Source organism: Polystyrenella longa (assembly GCF_007750395.1).
GTDB classification, from domain to species: Bacteria; Planctomycetota; Planctomycetia; order Planctomycetales; family Planctomycetaceae; genus Polystyrenella; species Polystyrenella longa.
This window is the reverse complement of record NZ_CP036281.1, coordinates 3106584-3126788: the sequence shown is the minus strand read 5'-3', so window position 1 is coordinate 3126788 and position 20205 is coordinate 3106584. Positions and strand designations below refer to the sequence as shown.

18 protein-coding genes are annotated in these 20205 nt (G+C 50.0%); 10 read left to right on the top strand and 8 right to left on the bottom strand.

What is annotated here, in order from left to right; genetic code table 11:
• Positions 1-51 precede the first annotated feature (51 nt).
• From Pla110_RS11645 to Pla110_RS11630, 4 genes are all read right to left on the bottom strand, one after another.
• Positions 52-798: a 2-phosphosulfolactate phosphatase gene (locus Pla110_RS11645; RefSeq protein ID WP_144995932.1), complete on the bottom strand. Its 747-nt coding sequence runs from the start codon at positions 796-798 to the stop codon at positions 52-54.
• A 31-nt stretch (positions 799-829) separates the two neighbouring features.
• On the bottom strand, positions 830-1957 hold the full coding sequence (locus tag Pla110_RS11640) for a protein kinase family protein (protein WP_144995931.1): 1128 nt from the start codon (positions 1955-1957) through the stop codon (positions 830-832).
• A 174-nt stretch (positions 1958-2131) separates the two neighbouring features.
• The gene (locus Pla110_RS11635; RefSeq protein ID WP_197440147.1) at positions 2132-3214 is read right to left on the bottom strand and encodes a serine/threonine protein kinase; all 1083 of its coding nucleotides are present in this window, start codon (positions 3212-3214) and stop codon (positions 2132-2134) included.
• Between the two features lie 218 nt (positions 3215-3432).
• The gene (locus Pla110_RS11630) at positions 3433-3876 is read right to left on the bottom strand and encodes a hypothetical protein (RefSeq protein ID WP_144995929.1); all 444 of its coding nucleotides are present in this window, start codon (positions 3874-3876) and stop codon (positions 3433-3435) included.
• 966 nt (positions 3877-4842) lie between these two features.
• On the opposite strand from Pla110_RS11630, the gene Pla110_RS11625 reads away from it, so the two are divergent.
• From Pla110_RS11625 to Pla110_RS11595, 7 genes are all read left to right on the top strand, one after another.
• Positions 4843-6978, top strand: coding sequence for a hypothetical protein (locus Pla110_RS11625; RefSeq protein ID WP_144995928.1), 2136 nt, complete (start codon positions 4843-4845; stop codon positions 6976-6978).
• Between the two features lie 188 nt (positions 6979-7166).
• Positions 7167-7706, top strand: a complete 540-nt coding sequence (locus tag Pla110_RS11620) for a SelL-related redox protein (protein WP_144995927.1) — start codon at positions 7167-7169, stop codon at positions 7704-7706.
• A 246-nt stretch (positions 7707-7952) separates the two neighbouring features.
• Positions 7953-8843, top strand: a complete 891-nt coding sequence (locus Pla110_RS11615) for an HAD family hydrolase (RefSeq protein ID WP_144995926.1) — start codon at positions 7953-7955, stop codon at positions 8841-8843.
• A gap of 89 nt (positions 8844-8932) precedes the next feature.
• A complete protein-coding gene (locus Pla110_RS11610) occupies positions 8933-9970 on the top strand; it encodes a bifunctional heptose 7-phosphate kinase/heptose 1-phosphate adenyltransferase (protein ID WP_144995925.1) in 1038 nt (345 codons plus the stop codon).
• A gap of 188 nt (positions 9971-10158) precedes the next feature.
• Positions 10159-10722 carry a D-sedoheptulose-7-phosphate isomerase gene (locus Pla110_RS11605; protein ID WP_144995924.1) on the top strand — a complete coding sequence of 188 codons (564 nt, stop codon included), beginning with the start codon at positions 10159-10161 and terminating at the stop codon, positions 10720-10722.
• Positions 10723-10921: 199 nt separating this feature from the next.
• Positions 10922-11311 (top strand): hypothetical protein, encoded by a 390-nt coding sequence (locus Pla110_RS11600; RefSeq protein ID WP_144995923.1) that lies wholly within the window; start codon positions 10922-10924, stop codon positions 11309-11311.
• 83 nt (positions 11312-11394) lie between these two features.
• Positions 11395-11763: a response regulator gene (locus Pla110_RS11595; RefSeq protein WP_144995922.1), complete on the top strand. Its 369-nt coding sequence runs from the start codon at positions 11395-11397 to the stop codon at positions 11761-11763.
• Between the two features lie 51 nt (positions 11764-11814).
• Here the strand turns inward: Pla110_RS11595 and Pla110_RS11590 are convergent, their stop codons facing one another.
• The 3 genes from Pla110_RS11590 to Pla110_RS11580 all read right to left on the bottom strand — a co-directional run bounded on the left by Pla110_RS11590 (position 11815) and on the right by Pla110_RS11580 (position 15415).
• The gene (locus tag Pla110_RS11590) at positions 11815-12705 is read right to left on the bottom strand and encodes a TIM barrel protein (RefSeq protein ID WP_144999685.1); all 891 of its coding nucleotides are present in this window, start codon (positions 12703-12705) and stop codon (positions 11815-11817) included.
• A 145-nt stretch (positions 12706-12850) separates the two neighbouring features.
• A complete protein-coding gene (locus Pla110_RS11585; protein ID WP_144995921.1) occupies positions 12851-13852 on the bottom strand; it encodes a Gfo/Idh/MocA family oxidoreductase in 1002 nt (333 codons plus the stop codon).
• Between the two features lie 261 nt (positions 13853-14113).
• Entirely contained in the window at positions 14114-15415 is a 1302-nt protein-coding gene (locus Pla110_RS11580; protein WP_144995920.1) for an O-acetylhomoserine aminocarboxypropyltransferase/cysteine synthase family protein, read from the bottom strand.
• Between the two features lie 613 nt (positions 15416-16028).
• On the opposite strand from Pla110_RS11580, the gene Pla110_RS11575 reads away from it, so the two are divergent.
• Genes Pla110_RS11575 through Pla110_RS11565 form a run of 3 tightly spaced genes read left to right on the top strand, consistent with a single transcriptional unit; the run spans position 16029 to position 18985 of the window.
• Positions 16029-16808 carry an endonuclease/exonuclease/phosphatase family protein gene (locus tag Pla110_RS11575; protein ID WP_144995919.1) on the top strand — a complete coding sequence of 260 codons (780 nt, stop codon included), beginning with the start codon at positions 16029-16031 and terminating at the stop codon, positions 16806-16808.
• Positions 16809-16853: 45 nt separating this feature from the next.
• Positions 16854-18068 carry an iron-containing alcohol dehydrogenase gene (locus Pla110_RS11570; protein ID WP_144995918.1) on the top strand — a complete coding sequence of 405 codons (1215 nt, stop codon included), beginning with the start codon at positions 16854-16856 and terminating at the stop codon, positions 18066-18068.
• Positions 18065-18985 carry a 1-phosphofructokinase family hexose kinase gene (locus Pla110_RS11565; protein ID WP_144995917.1) on the top strand — a complete coding sequence of 307 codons (921 nt, stop codon included), beginning with the start codon at positions 18065-18067 and terminating at the stop codon, positions 18983-18985. Before Pla110_RS11570 ends, Pla110_RS11565 begins: the two co-directional genes overlap by 4 nt.
• 68 nt (positions 18986-19053) lie before the next feature.
• On the opposite strand, the gene ispG is transcribed toward Pla110_RS11565, so the two are convergent.
• Positions 19054-20202 carry a (E)-4-hydroxy-3-methylbut-2-enyl-diphosphate synthase gene (gene ispG / locus Pla110_RS11560; protein ID WP_144995916.1) on the bottom strand — a complete coding sequence of 383 codons (1149 nt, stop codon included), beginning with the start codon at positions 20200-20202 and terminating at the stop codon, positions 19054-19056.
• Between the last annotated feature and the right edge of the window lie 3 nt (positions 20203-20205).

Genomic DNA, 20205 nt, shown 5'->3' with positions numbered 1-20205 from the left:
TTAACAATGAAGAGACAGCGTCCCGCGCAGGGGTCGCTGTATGGTAGCGGGCTATGCTGTGATTTTCCCGCTTTTGGGGTCGTAATTCGGGACAATCTCGTAAAGATCCAGCTCTGCTGCCCGTCTAATGTCGGCATCGAACCCAAGCTTAACCAGATTCGCTCCCCCGCGGCTGTTGCACAGCGATTTATAAAAGAGTTCGGGCGACTGGCTGTGGGTTTTCCAGGTATCCAAAGCGAGTTTGGCCGTATCATTCCCCGGTTCAACCTGATCGGAAGGCGCCCCCAGCTTTTCGCAGATTGCCCCGGCAAACAACACATCTTCATGAGTGATCAGACTGTCTGTACCCGCACACAACAGATGGACTTCTTTAGGAGCCTCTTCCTGCAGTCGATTCACCAGTGCCGATAAATTATTGAACGAACCGAGATGAATCTCCTTCGCCATCCGGCAATGGGCCATCGCCCGCGTTCCATTTGTCGTCGTAAAGATGATCTCTTTGCCGTTCACCACTTCAGGAGTGTAGGCCAACGGTGAGTTATCCAAGTGAAAACCATCGATTTTTTCACCATGCCGTTCGCCGCCCAGGAGATATTCTCCCTCGATGAATTGTTCTGCCACCATAAGTGCCTCCGAGACTTCCTGCACTGCGTGGACTGCCTTGGCGCCATTTGCGAGTGCAGTGGCGATGGTTGTTGTCGCGCGAAGTATGTCGATAACGACAGCGACTTGTCCGGAGAAATCAATCGGCGAACAGATTCGTGGAAGTAGATGAACGTGAATATCGATTGGAGGCATCGTTAAAAAGGACCATTTATTCAGTGATGTCTTACTCTGATCCACGTTCTACAGGACGGAACCAGCTTTTGACTTTTTCGGCAACTTTATGAACTGTTCGACCTTCGACTGCTGTATTTCGAAGCTCGCTAATCGAGGACGGTCTTTGTTCGGGATCGGCTTTTAAGGCCTGGAGAATTGCGGATTTCCAGATTTCTACAACCAATTGTTCCGAGGTTCCAAAACGTCCCGGTGCAAACGATTTCATCGCCGCAAGATATCGCCCAGTTAGTCGTTTCAGGTTGCGTGTCAGTTGTTCGAGTTCTTCAGTAGTTAATGGATTCTCGTCCACAGGGCTTCGCAGAGTCAAGTCGATGCCACCAATGACGTACATAGCGAGACAAGCCCAGTTGTAAAGATCGCTCCGGGAGTCGAACGCCGCCGTCTTAGACCGAACCTCTGGGGCTGAAAACGATGTTGGATACCGACCTGGTGGGAAAAACCAGCGAAGATGCTCCGTCTGAGTGACAGGCAGAATTCGATCCGTCGCCAAAACCTGAAAATGTCCTGAGCGATCGACGATAATCTCTTCGGGAGAAATCGCGCCGAGACATTGCTCTCTCTCGTGTAAAACCTGAAGAAAGTTCAACCACTCGGTCAGAAATCGAATCCGTAGCATGGAATCATCCGGCCATTTTCGCTGCGCGACGGACAGGTTGTCTCCCTGTATCATTGTAAATACGAGCATCGCAGCGGGCAGGGGAGTCTCCGTTTCTTCGGAGGACTCTTCTGGAGTTTTCTGAACTCGTTCATCGGAAGGATTATCCGCCTGTTCTGATTCCGGAGCCGGTTCTGGTGGTCGAAATTCGACCCAGTCCAGCGGATCCGGAGTCCATGCACTGCCAGCAGTCAGGATAGAGTCCATTTCATACCGGAGTAAACGAATCCGCGACTGAAGTTCTTCTTCGTCGTTTGAACTGGGACGAATCGTGGTGCGTACCCATATCGGTAACCATTCTTCCGGCGCAGTTTCGTAGAATTCCTGTTCATCATAGCGATGGTTAAACAGGATCTTGAAAGCGGAATACAAAGGGGAATAGTCTTCACCACTCTTTAGTTGGTCAATTTGATAATGTGACCAGCGCAAACCGGGAAGTCGTTGTCCGGAGTCCAAAGTCATTAAGCTCTTTGCCAGTTCAATCAGTAATACAGGACGTTACGTAAAAACAATGGGCCCGCGGTTCAATTCCCGGCTCACCTTAAACATCAGTATCAATGTGCTTGCTGATGGGGATTGGCTGTATGGTATGCCATAGAGATACGTTAAGTCAGCAGCATCGATAAAGAAAAGTCATCAGAATTCGTGGATCAACGGTTTGAGGCGTTCTCGAAATTCGATGGCCGTGCTTAATCGTTCTGTTGGATCAAGTTGAGTGCAGTCACAAATCAGTTCCCGCACCTCAGAGGAAATTCGATTATCGGAGGAAAAATCGAGCTCAACCGCTCGTGCAGTCTCGTCCGATTGTTGTTTCCGCTGTAATTCTCGCCGCAAATTGATGCCAGTGACCAGGCTATATAATGTCGTGCCCAAGCTGTAGACATCTGCCGCGGGGGTGATGGGCGTTTTATTGAGTCCACATTCCGGCGCGGCGTATCCCGGAGAGTGGGAACCATGCAGGATTAATTCCCCGTCAATGACGATCTGACATCCCCCAAAGTCGATGAGGGTGGCGTGCCCGAAATCGTCAATCAGAATGTTTGATGGCTTCAAGTCCTGATAAACCAGATCCCAGGTCATATCGTTCGGCATCTGCCAGGATTGGTGCATTGTCTCGATCACGGCTGCAACTTGATCAACCAGATACAACGCCTGCTGCTCAGAAATTCCTTGAGGATAGAATCGCTGAAGGACTTCTTTACCGCTGAAGCCATCGACCCATTCCATGACCAGGTAAGGTTCCGATTTCAGTACTTCGACATCCTCAAAAGACCATAGTTCGTCCTTGGGAGTCCGGTATGGACCAGCGAGGGCAGGGTTCCAGTCGAAAATGTAATCGTGTGGATGAGGGACATTGTTGCAACCCAGTTTTCGAAGTTGCACGAGAATACGTCGTTCGGTTTGCAAATGGTGCCGGACCCGGCGAATCGAGTCCACGACTTCGTCTAACGGTTCTTCCAGTGAGCCTCGAGGTATCTGGTATCCGGCGATCGTTTTGATCAGTACCTTGTTTTGTGTATGGAGATCAATCGCAGTGAAAATGACCCCACCGCCTCCCCGAGCGAGCGTGTCCTGTATCTCGTATCGTTCAGAGACTCGAATCGGTATTGTGAAGGGGACTTCTCGCTCTTTTGAATTCACGGAGAATCGATGAAAGTCTCGTTGACCATAATTGAACAGTTCCCACTCATTTCGGGGAACATTGGTAATCCGAGACATATGACTTTTCCTGAATACAAAAACGTAACTGCTGCCGAGTGAAGAGATTGATTTGGCGTGAGATAAAAATATACCAGTAATGGTCATCACATGAAATAACCCATCCTGGAAAACTATCCAGGATGGGTTTTATGCTTCATCTATTATTGTATCCAGAGCGAACACGTGGTTGCTCCAGATATCAATTTAGCGTTCCAGAACGCGCAGAACGCGGTAGCTTACGCGCTGGTAGCGGTTCGGACGGACGTTGTAGCCCATCGGAGGTGCAGGTGCTTCTGGAGGAGCTGCTGGAGCAGCTGGTGCTGCTGGTGCTGCAGGAGCAGAGTGAGATGGTGCATAGCTAGTTCCGTAGCTGGAACCACCACCACAACCACAGCTAGGAGCAGGAGCGCCACAACCATAGCTAGGAGCAGGAGCACCACAGCTGGATACGTGTCCGCCACAGCTAGGTGCAGGAGCACCACAGCTTTGAGCAGGAGCGTAGCAGCTAGGCTCAGGAGTGCTGCATCCACAGCTGGGCTCAGGAGCACAGCAAGCTTGGTAAGAAACAGAGCTGCAAGAAGAAATTGAGCTGCAAGAAGAATAAGAGCCGCATCCGCCGCCCCAATGTCCGTGTCCAGCTTCAGCTTTGCGAGAAATACCAGAAACCAAAGCCAAGCCACCGAAAGCAGCCATGGATTTGGTGACAAAGCTACGACGATTCAGAGAACTGAAATCCATGTTGTCTACCCTTCCAAAATGTAAATATAAGACGTCTCAGGCCAATTACGTGGCCTACCTACAATTACACAAATATCCATTACAACCGCTGTTTTCAACCCAATACGCCATTAATGTTCCACTTTGGGGAGATTTTCATGCATACGCAGCTTACCTGGATTTACATATCTAATGCAATAAGAGCTTATGAAGTACTGTCTCAGTCTACGTAAATTACACAAACAGTGTAAAGCCAAGAGGTGTGGTGGTAGGCGTTTCCGGCTCACGGTAGAGGGCCTGTCGCGCAATCAAATTTACTCAATCCAGAGCGTCTTTCCCATTTTGAGAGAACGTCAAGAAGAGTCGCACTCCTGAACAAAATTCAATCAAACATTTTTCTGTCACACGACCAGAATCGTTATTTCTCGATCTGCAACTCGCTTGAAGCTCAATCCAGCGAGCGGTACGATAAACCCTTCACGGACAATTCCAACATTTCATCGGTTTTGATCTGAACACAGAGAAATCCGCCCCACGACTTTATCGCAATGACTGTATTTCCTACCCGATCTGGGTTTTCATCAGTTGAAGGTCAGGCGCTGGCGTCTCTGCTAAATCTTTCTTCAGCACGCACTCGATCAATCCATTCCCTGCTTTAGTCACTTTGACCGGTACAATTTATGATCAAGAGATCTTGATCGTAATTCCGTTTGGAGTTGATAGGCTCGCAAGGCCATTGTTCTTCCATTTTGATGACACCTTCTAGACCTGCTATTTTGCCAGAAAGTGTCCATTTTAAAGGAGGAAGGCGTATCGATCCGCCTCCAGCGAATCCACTGGAATCGATTCGCTTTGAAAGCAGGCTCTTCCACTCCAACAGTAGCACTTCAGCCTGAATAACTGATTGGCAATCAAGAAAGCGGATACGCATGGCGACAGCATCGCAACCCCTTCCAAATCGTATTCATTCACTGGACCAGTTTCGTGGTTACACGATTCTGGGAATGTTCCTTGTGAATTATATGGGATCGTATAAGACGTTTGTTCATCCGGTCCTGTTGCACCACAACATCTCTTGCTCGTACGCCGATACGATCATGCCGCACTTTATTTTTGCGGTAGGTTTTGCTTTTCGGCTTTCTTTTGGTCGGAAACGACACGAGGGAGGGCTGACTGCAGCACACTGGCGAGTCGTCCGTCGTATTTTGGGATTGATGGTGGTCACTTTTTCGGTTTATCACATCGGTCGTGTAGCCAACAGTTGGGATCAACTTACCCAGATGACATTCTGGGAAATCTTCGAGACACCCATGAAGCGGGTTTGGCTCCAGACACTCGGGCACATTGCCTTGACGTCACTCTGGATTCTGCCTTGGATGCGAACCAGCGTTCTTACTCGAATTATTGTGATGATTACCTGTGCCCTGGCTCACCATCTCGCTTGTTATTACGGGTATTTCCTGTATGCGAACTCCAGCCCTAATGCGATTGATGGTGGTCCGCTCGGGTTCCTTACCTGGACAACTCCGGCCCTGCTGGGAACGATTACCTGCGACTGGGTACAAGATGCTCGAGAGAAACATAAGCACCCTAATTTGGTCAAGATGTTTCTCTGGTCAATCGTCATTATGCTGCTCGGTTGGATGATTACCTGGCCTGCCCGACTCTGGGATATTTCCCCCAAGGAAATGCAAGTTCTGAAAGACACCGAATACAAAGATCGCGATCATGTGAATCATGTCACAGGTGAAGCGGTTAAACCACTCAACGAAAAGCTGAAACCTTTCAACAAAGTCGTGGGTGAGCTACGAACTGAATACACAAACAAAGGGTTTGAATACAAACAAGCTCTCGTTAATGAAAAGATGGTAGAAGCGGGCTTAGATCCCGAGTTGCAGTACCCTCCGAAATACCTCAACGTGGAAGTGATTAATGAATTCGAAACAAGTCCCTCTCCGGAATTACTGGAGTTGCGGGAACGTCTGGAACGGTACGAGGAGGCACTCACTCCAGAGATTATTCGCTTAAACGACGAGCAGCTAAAAACCAAAACAGACTTGGCTCGCAAGGTAGAATCGTTGATTCTAGCCGAGCGCGATCGGAAGTTAGAACTGCAGAATCAATTCATGGTGGAGGCGGAACTCGATCCTGAAAATGACAAACCGACGGATGCTATCAACAAGAAAGTGAACGAAACTTTTCAAGCTGAACCCGGTGCTGAAATCGTAGAGTTGCGAGAGCAGGTTCAGGAAGCCAAAGTGCCTTACCTTGAAATGGACTCGGTTTACTACGATAGCTACCAGACGGAGAAGGCCACATTGGAATCTCTTACTGCTGATTTCACCACACAGGAAACGGCAATTAAGAACGAAATCACCAACCGACTGCTTACCGAAGCGGGGTTGGATCCGGAAGCGGACACGCCAACCGAAGAGATCAATAAAAAGATAGCCACGGAACTGGCTGCAACGCAGGGAGAAGAATTTGACACCCTGCGTCAGAGCCAACAGGCCCAGAAGATGTTGACCGATCACTTGGAAACGCTCGTCGAGATTGAGTGGACTAAGCTTCCAACAGGAGAACGCCGCGACCTGAAACTCGCCATCGATCCCGTTATTCCAAACGAAAAACGCATGGAGAAACTCAGCGGCATGAGTTGGACTGACTTTATCGGTCGGAACCCATTTGATTCACCAGATGAGCAGAACGAAGAAATTGTGCAGTACCAGCCACGATATGAATTCTACTGGAATGCCTGGATGATGAGCCAACGGGCAGGAACGATGTCTTACCTGATATTCGCTGGTGGATTTTCCCTGTTCGTATACACCTTGTTTTATATCTTCACCGATATCTGGGGATTCCAGATTGGACTCTTCCGAACCTGGGGGACGAACGCGCTTGCCAGCTACGTACTTTTTGAATTGGTTTGTGGGGCAGTCAAGAACTTCGTCCCCAGGGATCCTCCCGCGTGGTACGGTTGGAGCAGCTGGGTGATCGGTATGTACCTGATGTACGTCGTCATCCGTAGCCTCGAGAAGAATAAGATTTACATTCGCATGTAAATCTCATTGTTTCTCTTTTATAAGAGGGACTATTTGCCCTAAGACTTCACAGGCGTTCGATTGATTTATCGAACGCCTGTTTTAGTTTCAAGACATTCGAACAGGCCTACACTGGTTCATGAGAACGGTTTGCGTAGAATGACGAATGACAGTCCAGGTTTTTATTTCCAAATCGAGAGAGAGCGACCATGACAGAAACAGCCCCCCTGAATTCTGATTCGATTCCGTCAGTAATGACTTCAACAGGGCAATCTCTGGCGGATCTGTCACAAGATCAGACGCTCTTGATTGTGTTTTTACGGCATTCAGGCTGCTCGTTTTGTCGTCAGGCCTTGGCCGATCTTCACAAAATCGAAGGCGACCTGGGGGACATGAATACGAAAATTGTAGTCGTCAGCATGAGCGAGCAGGAAGAGTTGCAATCGATGCTTAAAAAATATCAGCTCCCCGAAGCCATTGCCGTAAGTGATCCAGCAAGAATCTTGTATCAACACTTCCAATTCGGGACGGGCGGGCTTGCTCAGTTGATGGGACCGTCTGTTCTCTGGAATGGAATGAAAGCCTGTATCTTCGAAGGTCATGGTGTTGGCAAACCGGAAGGGAACGTTCGTCAGATGCCCGGTGTCATCGTTCTTCGAACTGGTCAAGTTTTATATCGGTATCAACATAAGAATGCAGGAGACCGTCCTGATTACCTGCAGCTGGTTCAGCAGGCAATTACCTCGTGACAGGCTCCTAATTCAGCCAGTCTGTTCAGTTTTGATGAAATGCGTCCCTTTAAACGGTATCCACGTCCGAAATACATCGCCCAAGGGCTGAAAACGGACTGATTCACTACCATTCAGCATCGGTGACCTATAGAATCGGGCCTTGGAAAGCATGACTTATGCTCTTCTACACGTCACTGCCGGTATTGTTTTAATGCCGGTGGCCATGAATTCTTCCTTCTCCGTCGTCACAGGTATTTATCTTTCATGTCTGCCGATGCCTCCCATGAAGCTGATTACAAACTCCGGGTTAAAGAAGTGGGCGAAACCCGTTTCCTACCCGATTCCTCTGTCGAGATTGTGCACGACGTCGATCTGGCCGATCCACCTCGCTTCGCTGTTTTCGATTTCGACGGCACCCTGAGCTGTGTGCGTGAAGGCTGGCCCGAAGTGATGGTTCCGATGATGATCGAGGAACTTCAAAAAACCGGAACCAGTGAGTCCGAGGAAGAATTGAGCAAAATCTCTTACGATTTTGTCATGCAACTCAATGGTAAACAGACAATTTACCAGATGATTCGACTCGTCGAAGAGATTGAAAAACGGGGCGGCAAAGCCGAAGACCCCTCATTCTACAAACACAAATACCACGATCTGCTGATGGAACGCATTACGTCTCGTCGGGAAGACCTCCGCAATGGGAAAGCCGATCCTCGCGAAATGTTGGTCCCCGGTTCATTCGAAGTGCTGCAAGGTCTAATAGATCGCGGCGTCGAAGTTTTCCTTGCCTCGGGAACGGATGAGAATTTCGTTCGCGAAGAGTGTGAACTGTTACAGGTAGACAAATACTTCGGCCCTCATATCTACGGTGCCCAGGACGATTACAAAAGTTTCTCCAAGCAGATGGTTATCGAACGTATTCTGCGTGAGAACAACGTCGAAGGGAAATATCTGATCGGCTTTGGCGACGGCTTCGTTGAGATCGACAACATTCACGAAGCAGGCGGAACCGCCATTGCCGTGGCTAGTAACGAATCGGCGAAGGATGGTTCCGTTGATGAATGGAAACGGACCCGACTCATCGGTGTCGGTGCCCACATCGTCATTCCCGACTACCAGCAGATCGACACCTTGTTCAAATACCTCTGGAAAGAATAAGGTCTTCGAACAGGTCCCGGTCAACTTCTTGGCAGGGGACGATTATCTAACTAAACAGCTTGAGATATTTAGAGTGGGTTCCCCCGCGCATGGAAACGGAACGACTGGAAGAACTGCTAGGCAAGTTTGGCTCCCGCCGGATTGCTGTGCTCGGTGACTATTTCCTGGACCGTTACCTGGTAACGGATCCTCAACTTGCCGAAAAGAGTATCGAAACCGGTAAGACCGCGCATCAGGTCGTCGACATTCGAAACGCTCCCGGTGCGGCCGGAACCATCGTCAATAATCTGGCGGCATTAGGTGCCGGTGAACTGTTCGCCATTGGGGTCGTAGGTGATGATGGACAGGGTTACGATCTGAAAAAAGAACTCAATCGGCGTGGATGTAATACAGAAGGGCTGATCCAATCGGCCAACCTGATGACCCCGACCTATCTCAAGCCGCTCAATAAAGACGTTCCCGGACTCGAAGGTGAACATGAGCGATACGACACTAAAAATCGTAAAACGATGACTCAGCGGTTGGTCAATGAAGCATTGGAAGTCCTCGATCGACTGTTGCCAGAACTCGATGCCGTTATCGTTCTCGATCAAGTGGAGGAAGAGAATTGCGGCGTATTGACGGCGGAAACGCGGGACGCTCTGGCTGAACGGGCGGAGAATAACCCGAATGTCATCTTCTATGCGGATTCGAGGCGATATATCCATCACTTCCGCAACATGATCATCAAACCGAACGAATTTGAAGCGGTCGGTCACGAAAATCCGCTACCGGGCGATCAGGTGGAGCTGACTCAACTGGAAGAGGCAATCCCACGATTAAGAAACACGGCGAATGCTCCCATTTGTGTCACACGCGGAGCGAATGGTATTATCGTCAGCGATCCTGAATTGACTTCAATCCCGGGGATTAAACTGGAAGGTCCTGTCGACACCACTGGCGCGGGCGACAGTGTCTCCGCTGGATTAGTACTGACTCTGGCCTCGGGGGCAATTCTCCCGGAAGCTGCGCTCGTCGGTATGCTGGTCGCTTCGATCACTGTTAAACAACTGGGCACTACTGGAACAGCATCGCAGGAACAGGTAAGCGAACGCCTGATCATGTGGAAATCACAAAACGAATCGTAAAGCTGACTGGCGGGTTCTGCCTCGCACTTGTTCCGATTCGCGTCACAACATATAAACAGCATCAATTACCAATAAAAGTTCATGGCTTCTTTGGACGTCATTTCTTACTGGTCTATTCTCGATAACCACCGTTTGTTGTCGATTACATAATTCAGTCCCGGCCCAGCAGGCCAAAAGGATCCGAAACCATGTCTGATACTGCATTCGCAGAAAATTACCTGAGCAAATTGACCGAACTTCTTCCTAAACTCGACCGCGAAAAGCTGGGTCAGACCATCGCGAAAATGCGAGAAGTTCGCGACAACGACAAGACTATCTACATTTGCGGCAACGGTGGTTCCGCTTCGATCGCTTCACAGATGGTCGTCGACATTGTCAAAGGCGCTTCTTACCAGAAAAAGAAACGCTTCAAAATGATCGGTCTGACCGACAGCATGTCGACCCTTTCGGCCTATGCTAACGATGTCGGGTATGACATCGTCTTCCTGGAACCACTCAAAAACTTCGCCGTCAAAGGGGACATGTTGATCACGATCAGCGGTTCCGGCAATAGCGCTAACGTGCTGCGAGCCACCGAATACGCGAATGAAATCGGTGTCACTACCGTCGGTCTGACTACGGGTGATGGGGGCAAACTGAAAGACCTCGTCGACATTCCACTCACATTGCCCTCCAATCACATGGGGCATCTTGAAGACAGCTTCTTCATTATGTCACACGTTCTCTGCTACGCCTTTATGGAAGCAGACTGAGCCTGTCTGATCACAAGTGATTGCTATAAAAGGTGATCGGTTAAATACACTAAAAGCGAACCTGCCGGTTGCGGGTTCGCTTTTTTCGTGGACCTGCTACTCGTATTGACAGAGAAGTGATGAGCGGAGATAACTCTGGCCCTCTCCACCCACTCCCTATATCATCGATAATCAGTTCCCGTTTTGAAAGCTGGTCTCCATGCTTGTCAAAATTTCGGCGTTGGCAATATTTGCAGGTGTTCTCTGTAGTGTGGGCTGTTTCGGTCTGACCTTAGGCGGTACCCAAGGCGCGACCAATCACACTCATACTCACAATTACTCGTCACCAACACTTGCTCAGGAATTAACAGAGCTGAAAAAGATCAAAGACGAAGGAATTATCGCAGAGCATGAGTATGCTCTGGCGCAAAACAAACTGATCAATGATTACGGCTCTATTGCCACTGCTGCCCGGATCGCTCAAGGGGACTTATCCAACATTGAGCAAGTATCCCACGCGCAAGCAACCGACACATCAAATCTGAAAAGGACTCTTGTTGCGCCTCATCCGTTGATCAGCGTGCAGGAGAATTCTTCCTCAACCGATTAATGGAAACGCTCGAAGCAGGATATTAACTAGCAGTCGCCTGATAAAAAAAATGACTTAGTTCTACCGCGAAAGTAATTCACACCATGAAACGCATCTTAGACATTGGCCAATGTAACTACGATCATTCCAATATCACCCGATTTCTCGAGTCCCATTGGGAAGTGGAAGTCGACCGGACCCATGGCTGGACCGACACCGAAAGATTGCTGTCGGCCAACAAGTATGACCTGATCCTCGTCAACAGATTGATGGACCAGGATCATACCGAAGGACAGGCAATCATCGAATCGCTCAAGTCGCATGAGCAATACAGCAATATGCCCGTGATGATGATTTCCAATTACGCGGACGCGCAGGAAGAAGCGGTCAAAGCGGGGGCCGTGCCTGGATTTGGCAAATCGGCCCTGAATAGTTCCGAGGCTCAAAATCTCGTTGACGCTATTATTGGATAACGAATATTGGATAACGCACGTGTCCTCCAGAACTATGAACAGCATTCGGCGTTACCAGATGTCGGCGGCAGCCACCCGTTTTGCGGCGGTGACTTCGTCCGTCAGCGGATTGCACTCCAGCCCTACATAGCCATCGTAGCCGAGAGCGTGCGCTTCTTTTAAAACGCGGTTGTAATGAATCTCTCCCGTACCAGGTTCATTACGGCCGGGATGGTCGGCCAACTGCAGGTAGCCAATCTGGCCCGCTTCCATTCCCTCTTTCAAATGTCCGCATAAATCCCCTTCGGTGATATGCATGTGGTAGAGGTCCCAGTTGATTTTCACATGGCTGGAATCAACTTCATTACAGATCCGAATCGCAGGTGCGCTACCGTAGAGACAATGCCCTTTGTGATCGACGCGGATGTTCATTGGCTCCAGAATGAGCATAATGTCATTGTCCTCAGCAATTGGTGCGGCGAGCTTCAGACCAGTGATGATGTTCTGGTGCATCTCTTCCTGCGTCATTCCAGGCTGATCATTCCCACCAACGACCGTCATCATTTTACAATCGAGCTGATGAGCAATCGGGCAACTTGCTTTGATTTCTTCAACAAAGGCTTTGTGATTTTTCGGATCATTCAGGCCTGGGCTGAAGCCCCATGCGGTGAACTGAACGACGTCCAGGTTTAACGACTTGGTCAGGTCAGCGACGGCATCGATATTTTTATTCCGCCATGGCCAGAATTCGATCCCCGGAAATCCAAGTTCAGAAGCCGCTTTGATTCGATCTTCAAAGGGGAGCTTGCGCCACCACATTTCGACGTTCACTGCAAACTTGGTGTTCGCAGTCTGTCCCGGTTTGGATTCGTTTTCGGCAGCCGGCAAGCTACTTCCGACGGCAGCAGCGGCACCGAGCAATCCCGAGGTTTTCAGAAAGTGGCGTCGATTCAATGAAGACATGGAGCAGTTCCTTGTAGCAAATCCGGGTGGCGTGGTGAGTTCGATTTGAGACCAGCACGGTAGTGCCGCACTGGTTTTGCGTGGTGGGTTGATTGGAGTCAGCCTTCAATCGTACCAGCTGCAGAAAAGGGAAAGCAAAGCCGAATCACGATTTTCCCAGCAGGGATACAGAAGACTCTCTTTCGCGGCTCAGTTTATAGGCCTGATGGAGTCGGAGGGATCGTTCATAGTCGGCCAGATCAGCCACTGGTATCAATCCTCCTACGACACGTCGGCAGAAGTGATCGAGCATGACTTCAAACTCAGAACGATCTGATACCAGAGATTCCCGTTCGGATACATTTTCCGTATTCCACTCGATGTGCGTAGCGTCAGGTAATACAGCTTTGCCGTGAGAGCAGGTGACCTCAATTCGCGGGAATTCAGTCGTGTTTTGGTCGACAGGCATAAAATTGAGAATTAACTGGGGCGTCATCGACGTCGAGTCAGCGTTTTTTCGACGGCAGGGAGAATAAGAGATCTGAAAAGAGCGATTCACTTCGTCGAGCTGAATCGTATGAACAGGGTCTCTGGGAGATACAAGGAGTGGAACTGCTTTAAGAATGTGCTGGCACCAGTCAAATAGACAAACAACCATCTCATCTTGAGGGCACAGTATTTTGTCGGAGGATGTACATGTTGCCAGATTGCCGGGAATCTGGACTTCTATTTGGCTGGGAGGACCAAGTGTGGTTTCCATCAATTCCTGTAATCGACCGCTGCTGGGTGTGTATCTCATTTTGAGGGCGGGCATCAACGTCTGGCCCTGGGAGATCGCCACGCCATGCATCTTGCGTAACGATTTACGCCGGACAGAAATGTTGCTTGCCAGGAAGCAGGGTTTCTCGAAATGCAGCAGGAATTGCAAGAGCGATTCACCGTACCAACTGCTGTTCAGAACAAGAATGGCGTCCAGTTCTCGCAGAGAAAGAAGCGAGGTGACGCTGTCGCACAACATTGCCTGGAGCTGACGACCGGCCATCATGGCGCGAGCCGATACCGGATCAAAGATCGCGCGGACCTGAACGCGCTGCCGAAGTTGTTGAAGTGCGGGTTGAAAGGTGGAATCCCACTCGTTCCCCACCCCCAGAACACCAAATTTAATCATCAGGTTCGCTTGCCGGTAGAGGACTGAAATCGAATTTGCTGATCTCGATGAGCAGCGTCGCTTTCCTGATTTCGAATCACGAAGTGTATCACAGAAAAACGGGCACAAAGGTCAGGCGGGATCCTGACAGGTATTCACTGCCAGGAACCGCCCGTCGCCTATGTACTATCTTACCAAATCTGACAGCATTAGTCGCAATTAATCGGTCTCAAATAAGCTGCGACTCGTGCTGGATCACATCGTGCTTGTCGGGGACAAGCTTTAGATGGCATCCAAAGCCTGTTTCAAGTCACCAATGATGTCATCTGCATCTTCGATCCCGATGGACAACCTGATGAAATCAGGGGAAACACCACTTGAAGCCTGTTCTTCAGGTGTCAGTTGCTGATGAGTCGTGCTGGAAGGATGAATAATGAGGGACTTTGCGTCGCCCACATTAGCCAGGTGCGAGAAAAGGTTCAGGCTGTTGATCAGCTTGATACCATTCGCCTGTTGTTCTTCTGGAGTAGAACCTGCGATACCGAAGCCAAAGACCGATCCAGAACCATTGGGAAGGTATTTCTGTCCCAATTTATAGTTTGAATGAGATTTCAGTCCGAGGTAGTTCACCCAGGAAACTTTAGGATGACTATCCAGGAATTCAGCAACGGCGAGTGCGTTGGAACAGTGACGTTCCATACGCAGATGCAGAGTTTCCAAACCCTGTAATAACTGGAATGCGTTAAAAGGGGACATCGCCGCCCCCAGGTCTCGGAGACCTTGTGTACGGGCTTTGATGATATAAGCAATGTTCATAGGGCCGAATGTTTCCATGAACTTCATGCCGTGATAGCTCGGATCAGGTTCCGTCATCGTAGGAAATTTTCCATTGTCCCAGGGGAAGTCCCCTTTTTCGATGATGATTCCGCCGATGCTGGTTCCGTGACCACCGATGAATTTCGTACAGGAACTGACAACAATATCGGCTCCATGTTCCATTGGTCGGCACAGGTAAGGAGAGGCCAGCGTGTTATCCACGATCAGCGGAATTCCTGCTTCGTGTGCGATTTTACTGATCGCTTCGAAATCGGGAACATCCCCACGTGGGTTACCGAGCGTTTCCACATAGAGGGCTCGTGTGTTTTCGTCGATCGCGTTTTTGAAGTTGTTCGGATCGGACTGATCGACGAACTTGCAACCGATGTTCATTTTTGGAAATGTGTAGTGGAACAGGTTGTAGGTTCCACCGTACAGGCTGGAGCTGGAAACGATATTCTGGCCAGATTCGACGATATTCAGAATCGCCAACGTTTCAGCAGCTTGACCGGAAGCAACAGCCAGAGCACCCGAACCTCCGTGAAGAGTTGCCAGGCGTTTTTCCAGAACATCGCAGGTGGGATTCATAATCCGGGAGTAGATGTTCCCGAATTCTTTCAGGGCGAACAGGTTCGCTGCGTGGTCAGTGTCGTTGAATACATAAGAAGTGGTCTGATAAATCGGAACAGCACGAGAGTTCGTGGCCGAATCAGGTTCCTGACCGGCGTGCAGGCATTGTGTTCCAAATTTGCGGGGTGCTTCAGTCATCAAAATTTCTCCACCCGGCAAATTGAGTTCGGAGCCGGGAAATGCGTCAGGGTATCTCGAAGGCGGTTCTGTTTGATTAATTAATGGGGCCGGTTTGAAAACGACAAGTTCTCGTTCTCAGCAATAGCCGCTACTACCGTTGAATTGCCTATTTTACGCACCTCAGCCCAAAAACTGCGAAATCACACAATCTGTGACTCCATAGTTTGCCGCCTCTGACGGATTATCAGACAGCGAAGGGAACGGGAGAGCGAAATAGAGAGATTCTCACCGGAGTTAGAAACCAACATCGTAGGCCTACCGGGGGCAAAATTCAAACAGAACGGGCCGTCCGGCAGCAATTAACGGGGAACTCCGTCCCTTTTTTGCAGGACTTTTGCCAATGATTCCGGCAACTTCCCACAGAATAGGTAAAAGTCTGAACCCTTGACCGCAAAACGGGTTACCGTCAAACTCATTTGTCCATAAACTTCACTATCCCCATCTTACTCGGCCTCCGCCTATTCTGTGAAAGCAGGGTTGCCTGATCGACAGGAAGGGGAAGCTTTACTACCTCTGCCGATTCCATATCGCGCCTTCGGGTTCGGCAATCCGCGACCAACGGGAAGAGTTCATGCGACTGCTGAGTTATAATATCCATAAAGGAATCGGAGGGAGGGACCGTCGCTACCGTCTGGAACGAATTTGCGAAGTCATTGAAGAACAGAATCCGGACTTGGTCTGCCTGCAAGAGGTCGATACCAATGCCAGGCGATCTAAGTTTCACGATCAACCCGAGCTGTTTGCGAAATACTTCTCCCTCGACCACAAACTGTTTCAGCTCAACGTCAAACTGAAAGCGGGAGGATACGGCAACCTGGTCTTGTCTCGTTGGAAGTTTCAGGAGACAGAGCAAATTTCGCTTAAGCTGAATCAGAAAAAGAATCGAGGCGCCCAGATGTGTGTCGTCGATACTCCCGAAGGAAAACTGCATCTGGTCAACTGGCATCTTGGACTGGCCGAGAAAGAACGAATCTGGCAAGCACGCAAACTGTTGATGCACACATCCTTCAAAAAGTATGCTGAACACCCCACGTTAATCATTGGCGACACCAACGATTGGAGGAATAACCTGGCAAATGGACCGTTCGCTCATCAAGGTTTCCGTCACATCACGCGACCTGCGTCAAAGTTTCGTTCCTTCCCCGCGTACATGCCCATGGGATCGCTCGATAAACTTTTCGTTAATCATGGCCTCAAGATAAAACATACCCATATGGTTCGCTCGCTTAAAACTCGCGACGCTTCCGACCACCTCCCCTTAGTCGTCGACTTTCACTTCCGCAGCCCAACCATGAGCCTCCTCGAAAAAGAAATCGGAGAAGGAGACCCTCTCCCTGAGAAAAGCGAGTAGCTTACTGGTCGTTTTCATCACTTCCTGACTTGGGATTACTTTTCGGTGAATCAATTTTCTCATTCAACTTCATCCTTCAATCCACAGTACGACTGGGTGTCACCTGCGCACGTCCTGTTCGGATGGGATCGTCGTTTTGAATTGGCCGAATTGATCAAAGGAGATATCAAACGAGTATTTGTTGTTTCTGGATCTAAAAAGCTGAACAGCAACGGGTATATTCAAGAGCTTCTTCTGTCACTGAATGACGCCGGGATCGATACAAAACCACTGGCGAACATCAGCCGGGAACCACTCGTCGAGGATGTCGACGAGGCAACAACCAAACTTCGTGCATTAAGCCCAGTAAAAGGGGATGCGGTCCTCGGCATTGGAGGAGGCTCTGCCATGGATCTTGCCAAGGCCGTTGCGGCGATGGCGACCAATGTAGAAGGGGAGAGTGTTAAAGATTACCTCGAAGGAGTTGGCAAAGGTTATCAGCTTAAGGAAGATCCGCTTCCAATCATCGCGCTGCCTACGACATCGGGAACTGGTGCAGAAGCGACAAAAAACGCCGTAATTTCCAACTACGATCCCCCTTTCAAAAAATCACTTCGCTCCAGCAAAATGGTACCCCGGTGGGTCATCATCGATCCCGAAGCAACGATGACTCTCCCTCCCCAGCCAACAGCCGAAAGTGGGATGGATGCGATTACTCAGTTGATTGAAAGCTTCATCTCCTGTCGAGCGACCCCGATGACAGAAATGATCTGCCGGGAGGGACTGAAGCTTGCCTTCAATGCCATGGAGAAGTTCACACACAAATGCGATGAGGAAGAAAAACGGACCGCCCGTGCAAAGATGGCACATGCTGCGTTCCTCTCCGGCATTGCGTTGGCGAACTCGGGATTGGGAATGGCACACGGTGTCGCAGCAGCTCTGGGTGTTCACGCCAACGTCAATCATGGTCGGGCGTGCGCTCTGTTATTACCTATCGCCCTTCAAGCAAATCGCGAGATAGCCCTCGCCAAGCTCGCCGAGATGGGCCGCATGAAAGCCAATCAACGCGTCAGTAGCGACACGAATAACGCCGAATGGTTGATCACCGATATCCAGGACCTCAATGCCGCACTGAGGTTACCCTCCCAATTATCCGAGATCGGCGTTACGCGCGACCAACTTCCCGCCATCGTGCAAAGCTCCCGTGGAAACAGCATGAACGGGAACCCGAGAGAGCTGTCTGATACAGAACTCCTTTCCATTCTGGAGGCGAACTTGTGATTGGTGTGGTCGGACTGACCCCTGCCTGGCAGCAGATTATGGTTTTCAATGACCTGAAGCTGGATGATGTCAATCGGGCTACCGAAGTGCATTGGTGCGCCTCTGGCAAAGTCCTCAACTGCGGTCTGGCGATTCACAGCCTCGGCGGTAACGCGGTTACCTTCTCTCCCGCCGGTGGGATGAACGGTGAAGCAATGAAGCGTCGGTTTGAAAAATCAGGAGCCCGCGCCGTCTGGATCGATTCCACTGTCGAAACACGCGTGTGCACGACTGTTATTTCCCAGACAGATAACAGGATCACGGAACTCGTCGAGAATTCCCGCAATATGCCACAGCAGGAGTTGGATGCGTATCTCAGCTGCATTGAACAAGCAGCCGATGACTTCAATCTGTTCGTGCTGACTGGGTCGCTTCCTGAAGCCACCGATCCTAACTACTACCGGTCGATTCTGGAAAAATGCGATAAACCGGCTATTTGCGATTTTCGAGGACCGGGTTTGAGAGCGATTCTCGATATGAATCCGCTCGTCGTGAAACCGAATCGCTCCGAGCTTGAAATGACTTTGGGACGTCCGCTTGAATCCGAAACGGACCTTCTTGCGGGGATGCAGGAACTATTGGAAGCGGGAGCACAGTGGGTTCTGGTTACTCAAGGGGGAGAGGACTTGTACCTTGCGTCGATAAACAAAAGTTATAAATATAGCTCGCTGGCTGTCCCTGTCGTCAATGCCATCGGTTGCGGAGACTGCTTCACTGGCGGACTCGCCTGGGCACTCGACGCGGGAATGTCAGTTCCTGACGCCGTTCCATTCGGTATCGCCGCGGCGGCAGATAACTTGCAACAACTTCTTCCCGCAGAGCTTAATGAACGACGTGTTCGGAATCTTGCCGCACAGGTGAAACGAACAGAGATATGATTGATGTCTCAGTCTGTTGTTGAATCACCAGTTTCCTAACAAGCAAGACCTGAAAACTGCAACATCCGCTACACCATTTCTTTCGATCGTTCTTCAATCAACGAGTCAAGTTCGGCTTTCAGCTTGGGCAGGATTTCGTCATAGGGGAAAGCGCCTAATGCTTCGCCACCCCGTTTAAGGTTGACGTAATTGGGGGCACACCAGAGTCCGAGGTCTGCATCATCTGTTTCACCGGGACCGTTCACACGGCAGCCCATTACTGCGATGGTGATCGCGTATTCTTTCGCGTATTCCGTCATGGTGCGGACATCTTGAGCCAGATCGACGAAGGCTTCGTTCTCAACACGCGAGCAACTGGGGCAGCTGATGATGTTGAGTGTATTAGTGCCAAAATCGACGACCGTGCGAACGCGTCCGTTGGCAATGTCTTCCAGAATTCCACGACCGGCGGCGATTTCTTCATGTTTACGCGGATTAGGTAATGTCAACGAAACTCGTAATGTGTCACCAATGCCCTGGCTGATCAATTGCTCGAAAGCAATTCGCGTTTTGATAATTCCATCGGGCGGCATGCCCGCTTCCGTCACACCCAGATGAATTGGAATCTCGGGGCGTTCCTGTGCGAAGCGTTGATTGACTTCGATCACCTTCCGCGGATCGGAATCTTTCAGGGAGACACAGTAGCGAGTGAAACCAATGGAATCGAGAAATTCACAATGGTCGAATGCACTTTCGAGCATAGGTGAGATGGAATCTTCCGGGTTGTACTTGTCCAGCTTCGCCGGATCCACTGAGCCGCAGTTCACCCCGACTCGCATCGCGCAATCGTTATCGGCAGCGATCCCGGCGATGTAGCGAACTTTGTCCTGCCACGGTTTTTCCCGCTCGTGGTGGTAAAGGTGCCCGGGGTTGTAGCGTAGCTTATTCACGTAGGGGGCTACGACTTCCGCAAGACGGTAGTTTTCCTGCAAATCGACAGACAGGTTTGCTTTCGTCTGTTTTCTAATTTCGATGAGGGCTGCCGCTTCTTTTTTATTGTCGACCGCAATCCGGACAATATCGGCTCCCGCTTCTTCCAGGGCGTGGATTTGCTCGACGGTGGCATCGATATTCGCTGTTTTGGTTGCAGTCATGCTCTGTACGGCAATCGGATTACCGTCACCGATGATGACATTTCCAATCACCACTGCCCGGGTTGGATTACGCGGCAAATCCAAGGT

Bases quoted from the DNA above. Each gene is read 5' to 3' on its own strand.
- Pla110_RS11580 (WP_144995920.1), bottom strand. From the start codon at position 15,415: ATGACTGAAGCACCCCGCAAATTTGGAACACAATGCCTGCACGCCGGT.
- Pla110_RS11590 (WP_144999685.1), bottom strand. From the start codon at position 12,705: ATGTCTTCATTGAATCGACGCCACTTTCTGAAAACCTCGGGATTGCTC.
- Pla110_RS11625 (WP_144995928.1), top strand. From the start codon at position 4,843: ATGGCGACAGCATCGCAACCCCTTCCAAATCGTATTCATTCACTGGAC.
- Pla110_RS11645 (WP_144995932.1), bottom strand. From the start codon at position 798: ATGCCTCCAATCGATATTCACGTTCATCTACTTCCACGAATCTGTTCG.
- Pla110_RS11615 (WP_144995926.1), top strand. From the start codon at position 7,953: ATGTCTGCCGATGCCTCCCATGAAGCTGATTACAAACTCCGGGTTAAA.
- Pla110_RS11585 (WP_144995921.1), bottom strand. From the start codon at position 13,852: ATGATTAAATTTGGTGTTCTGGGGGTGGGGAACGAGTGGGATTCCACC.
- Pla110_RS11640 (WP_144995931.1), bottom strand. From the start codon at position 1,957: ATGACTTTGGACTCCGGACAACGACTTCCCGGTTTGCGCTGGTCACAT.
- Pla110_RS11595 (WP_144995922.1), top strand. From the start codon at position 11,395: ATGAAACGCATCTTAGACATTGGCCAATGTAACTACGATCATTCCAAT.
- Pla110_RS11635 (WP_197440147.1), bottom strand. From the start codon at position 3,214: ATGTCTCGGATTACCAATGTTCCCCGAAATGAGTGGGAACTGTTCAAT.
- Pla110_RS11600 (WP_144995923.1), top strand. From the start codon at position 10,922: ATGCTTGTCAAAATTTCGGCGTTGGCAATATTTGCAGGTGTTCTCTGT.
- Pla110_RS11575 (WP_144995919.1), top strand. From the start codon at position 16,029: ATGCGACTGCTGAGTTATAATATCCATAAAGGAATCGGAGGGAGGGAC.
- Pla110_RS11610 (WP_144995925.1), top strand. From the start codon at position 8,933: ATGGAAACGGAACGACTGGAAGAACTGCTAGGCAAGTTTGGCTCCCGC.
- Pla110_RS11605 (WP_144995924.1), top strand. From the start codon at position 10,159: ATGTCTGATACTGCATTCGCAGAAAATTACCTGAGCAAATTGACCGAA.
- Pla110_RS11620 (WP_144995927.1), top strand. From the start codon at position 7,167: ATGACAGAAACAGCCCCCCTGAATTCTGATTCGATTCCGTCAGTAATG.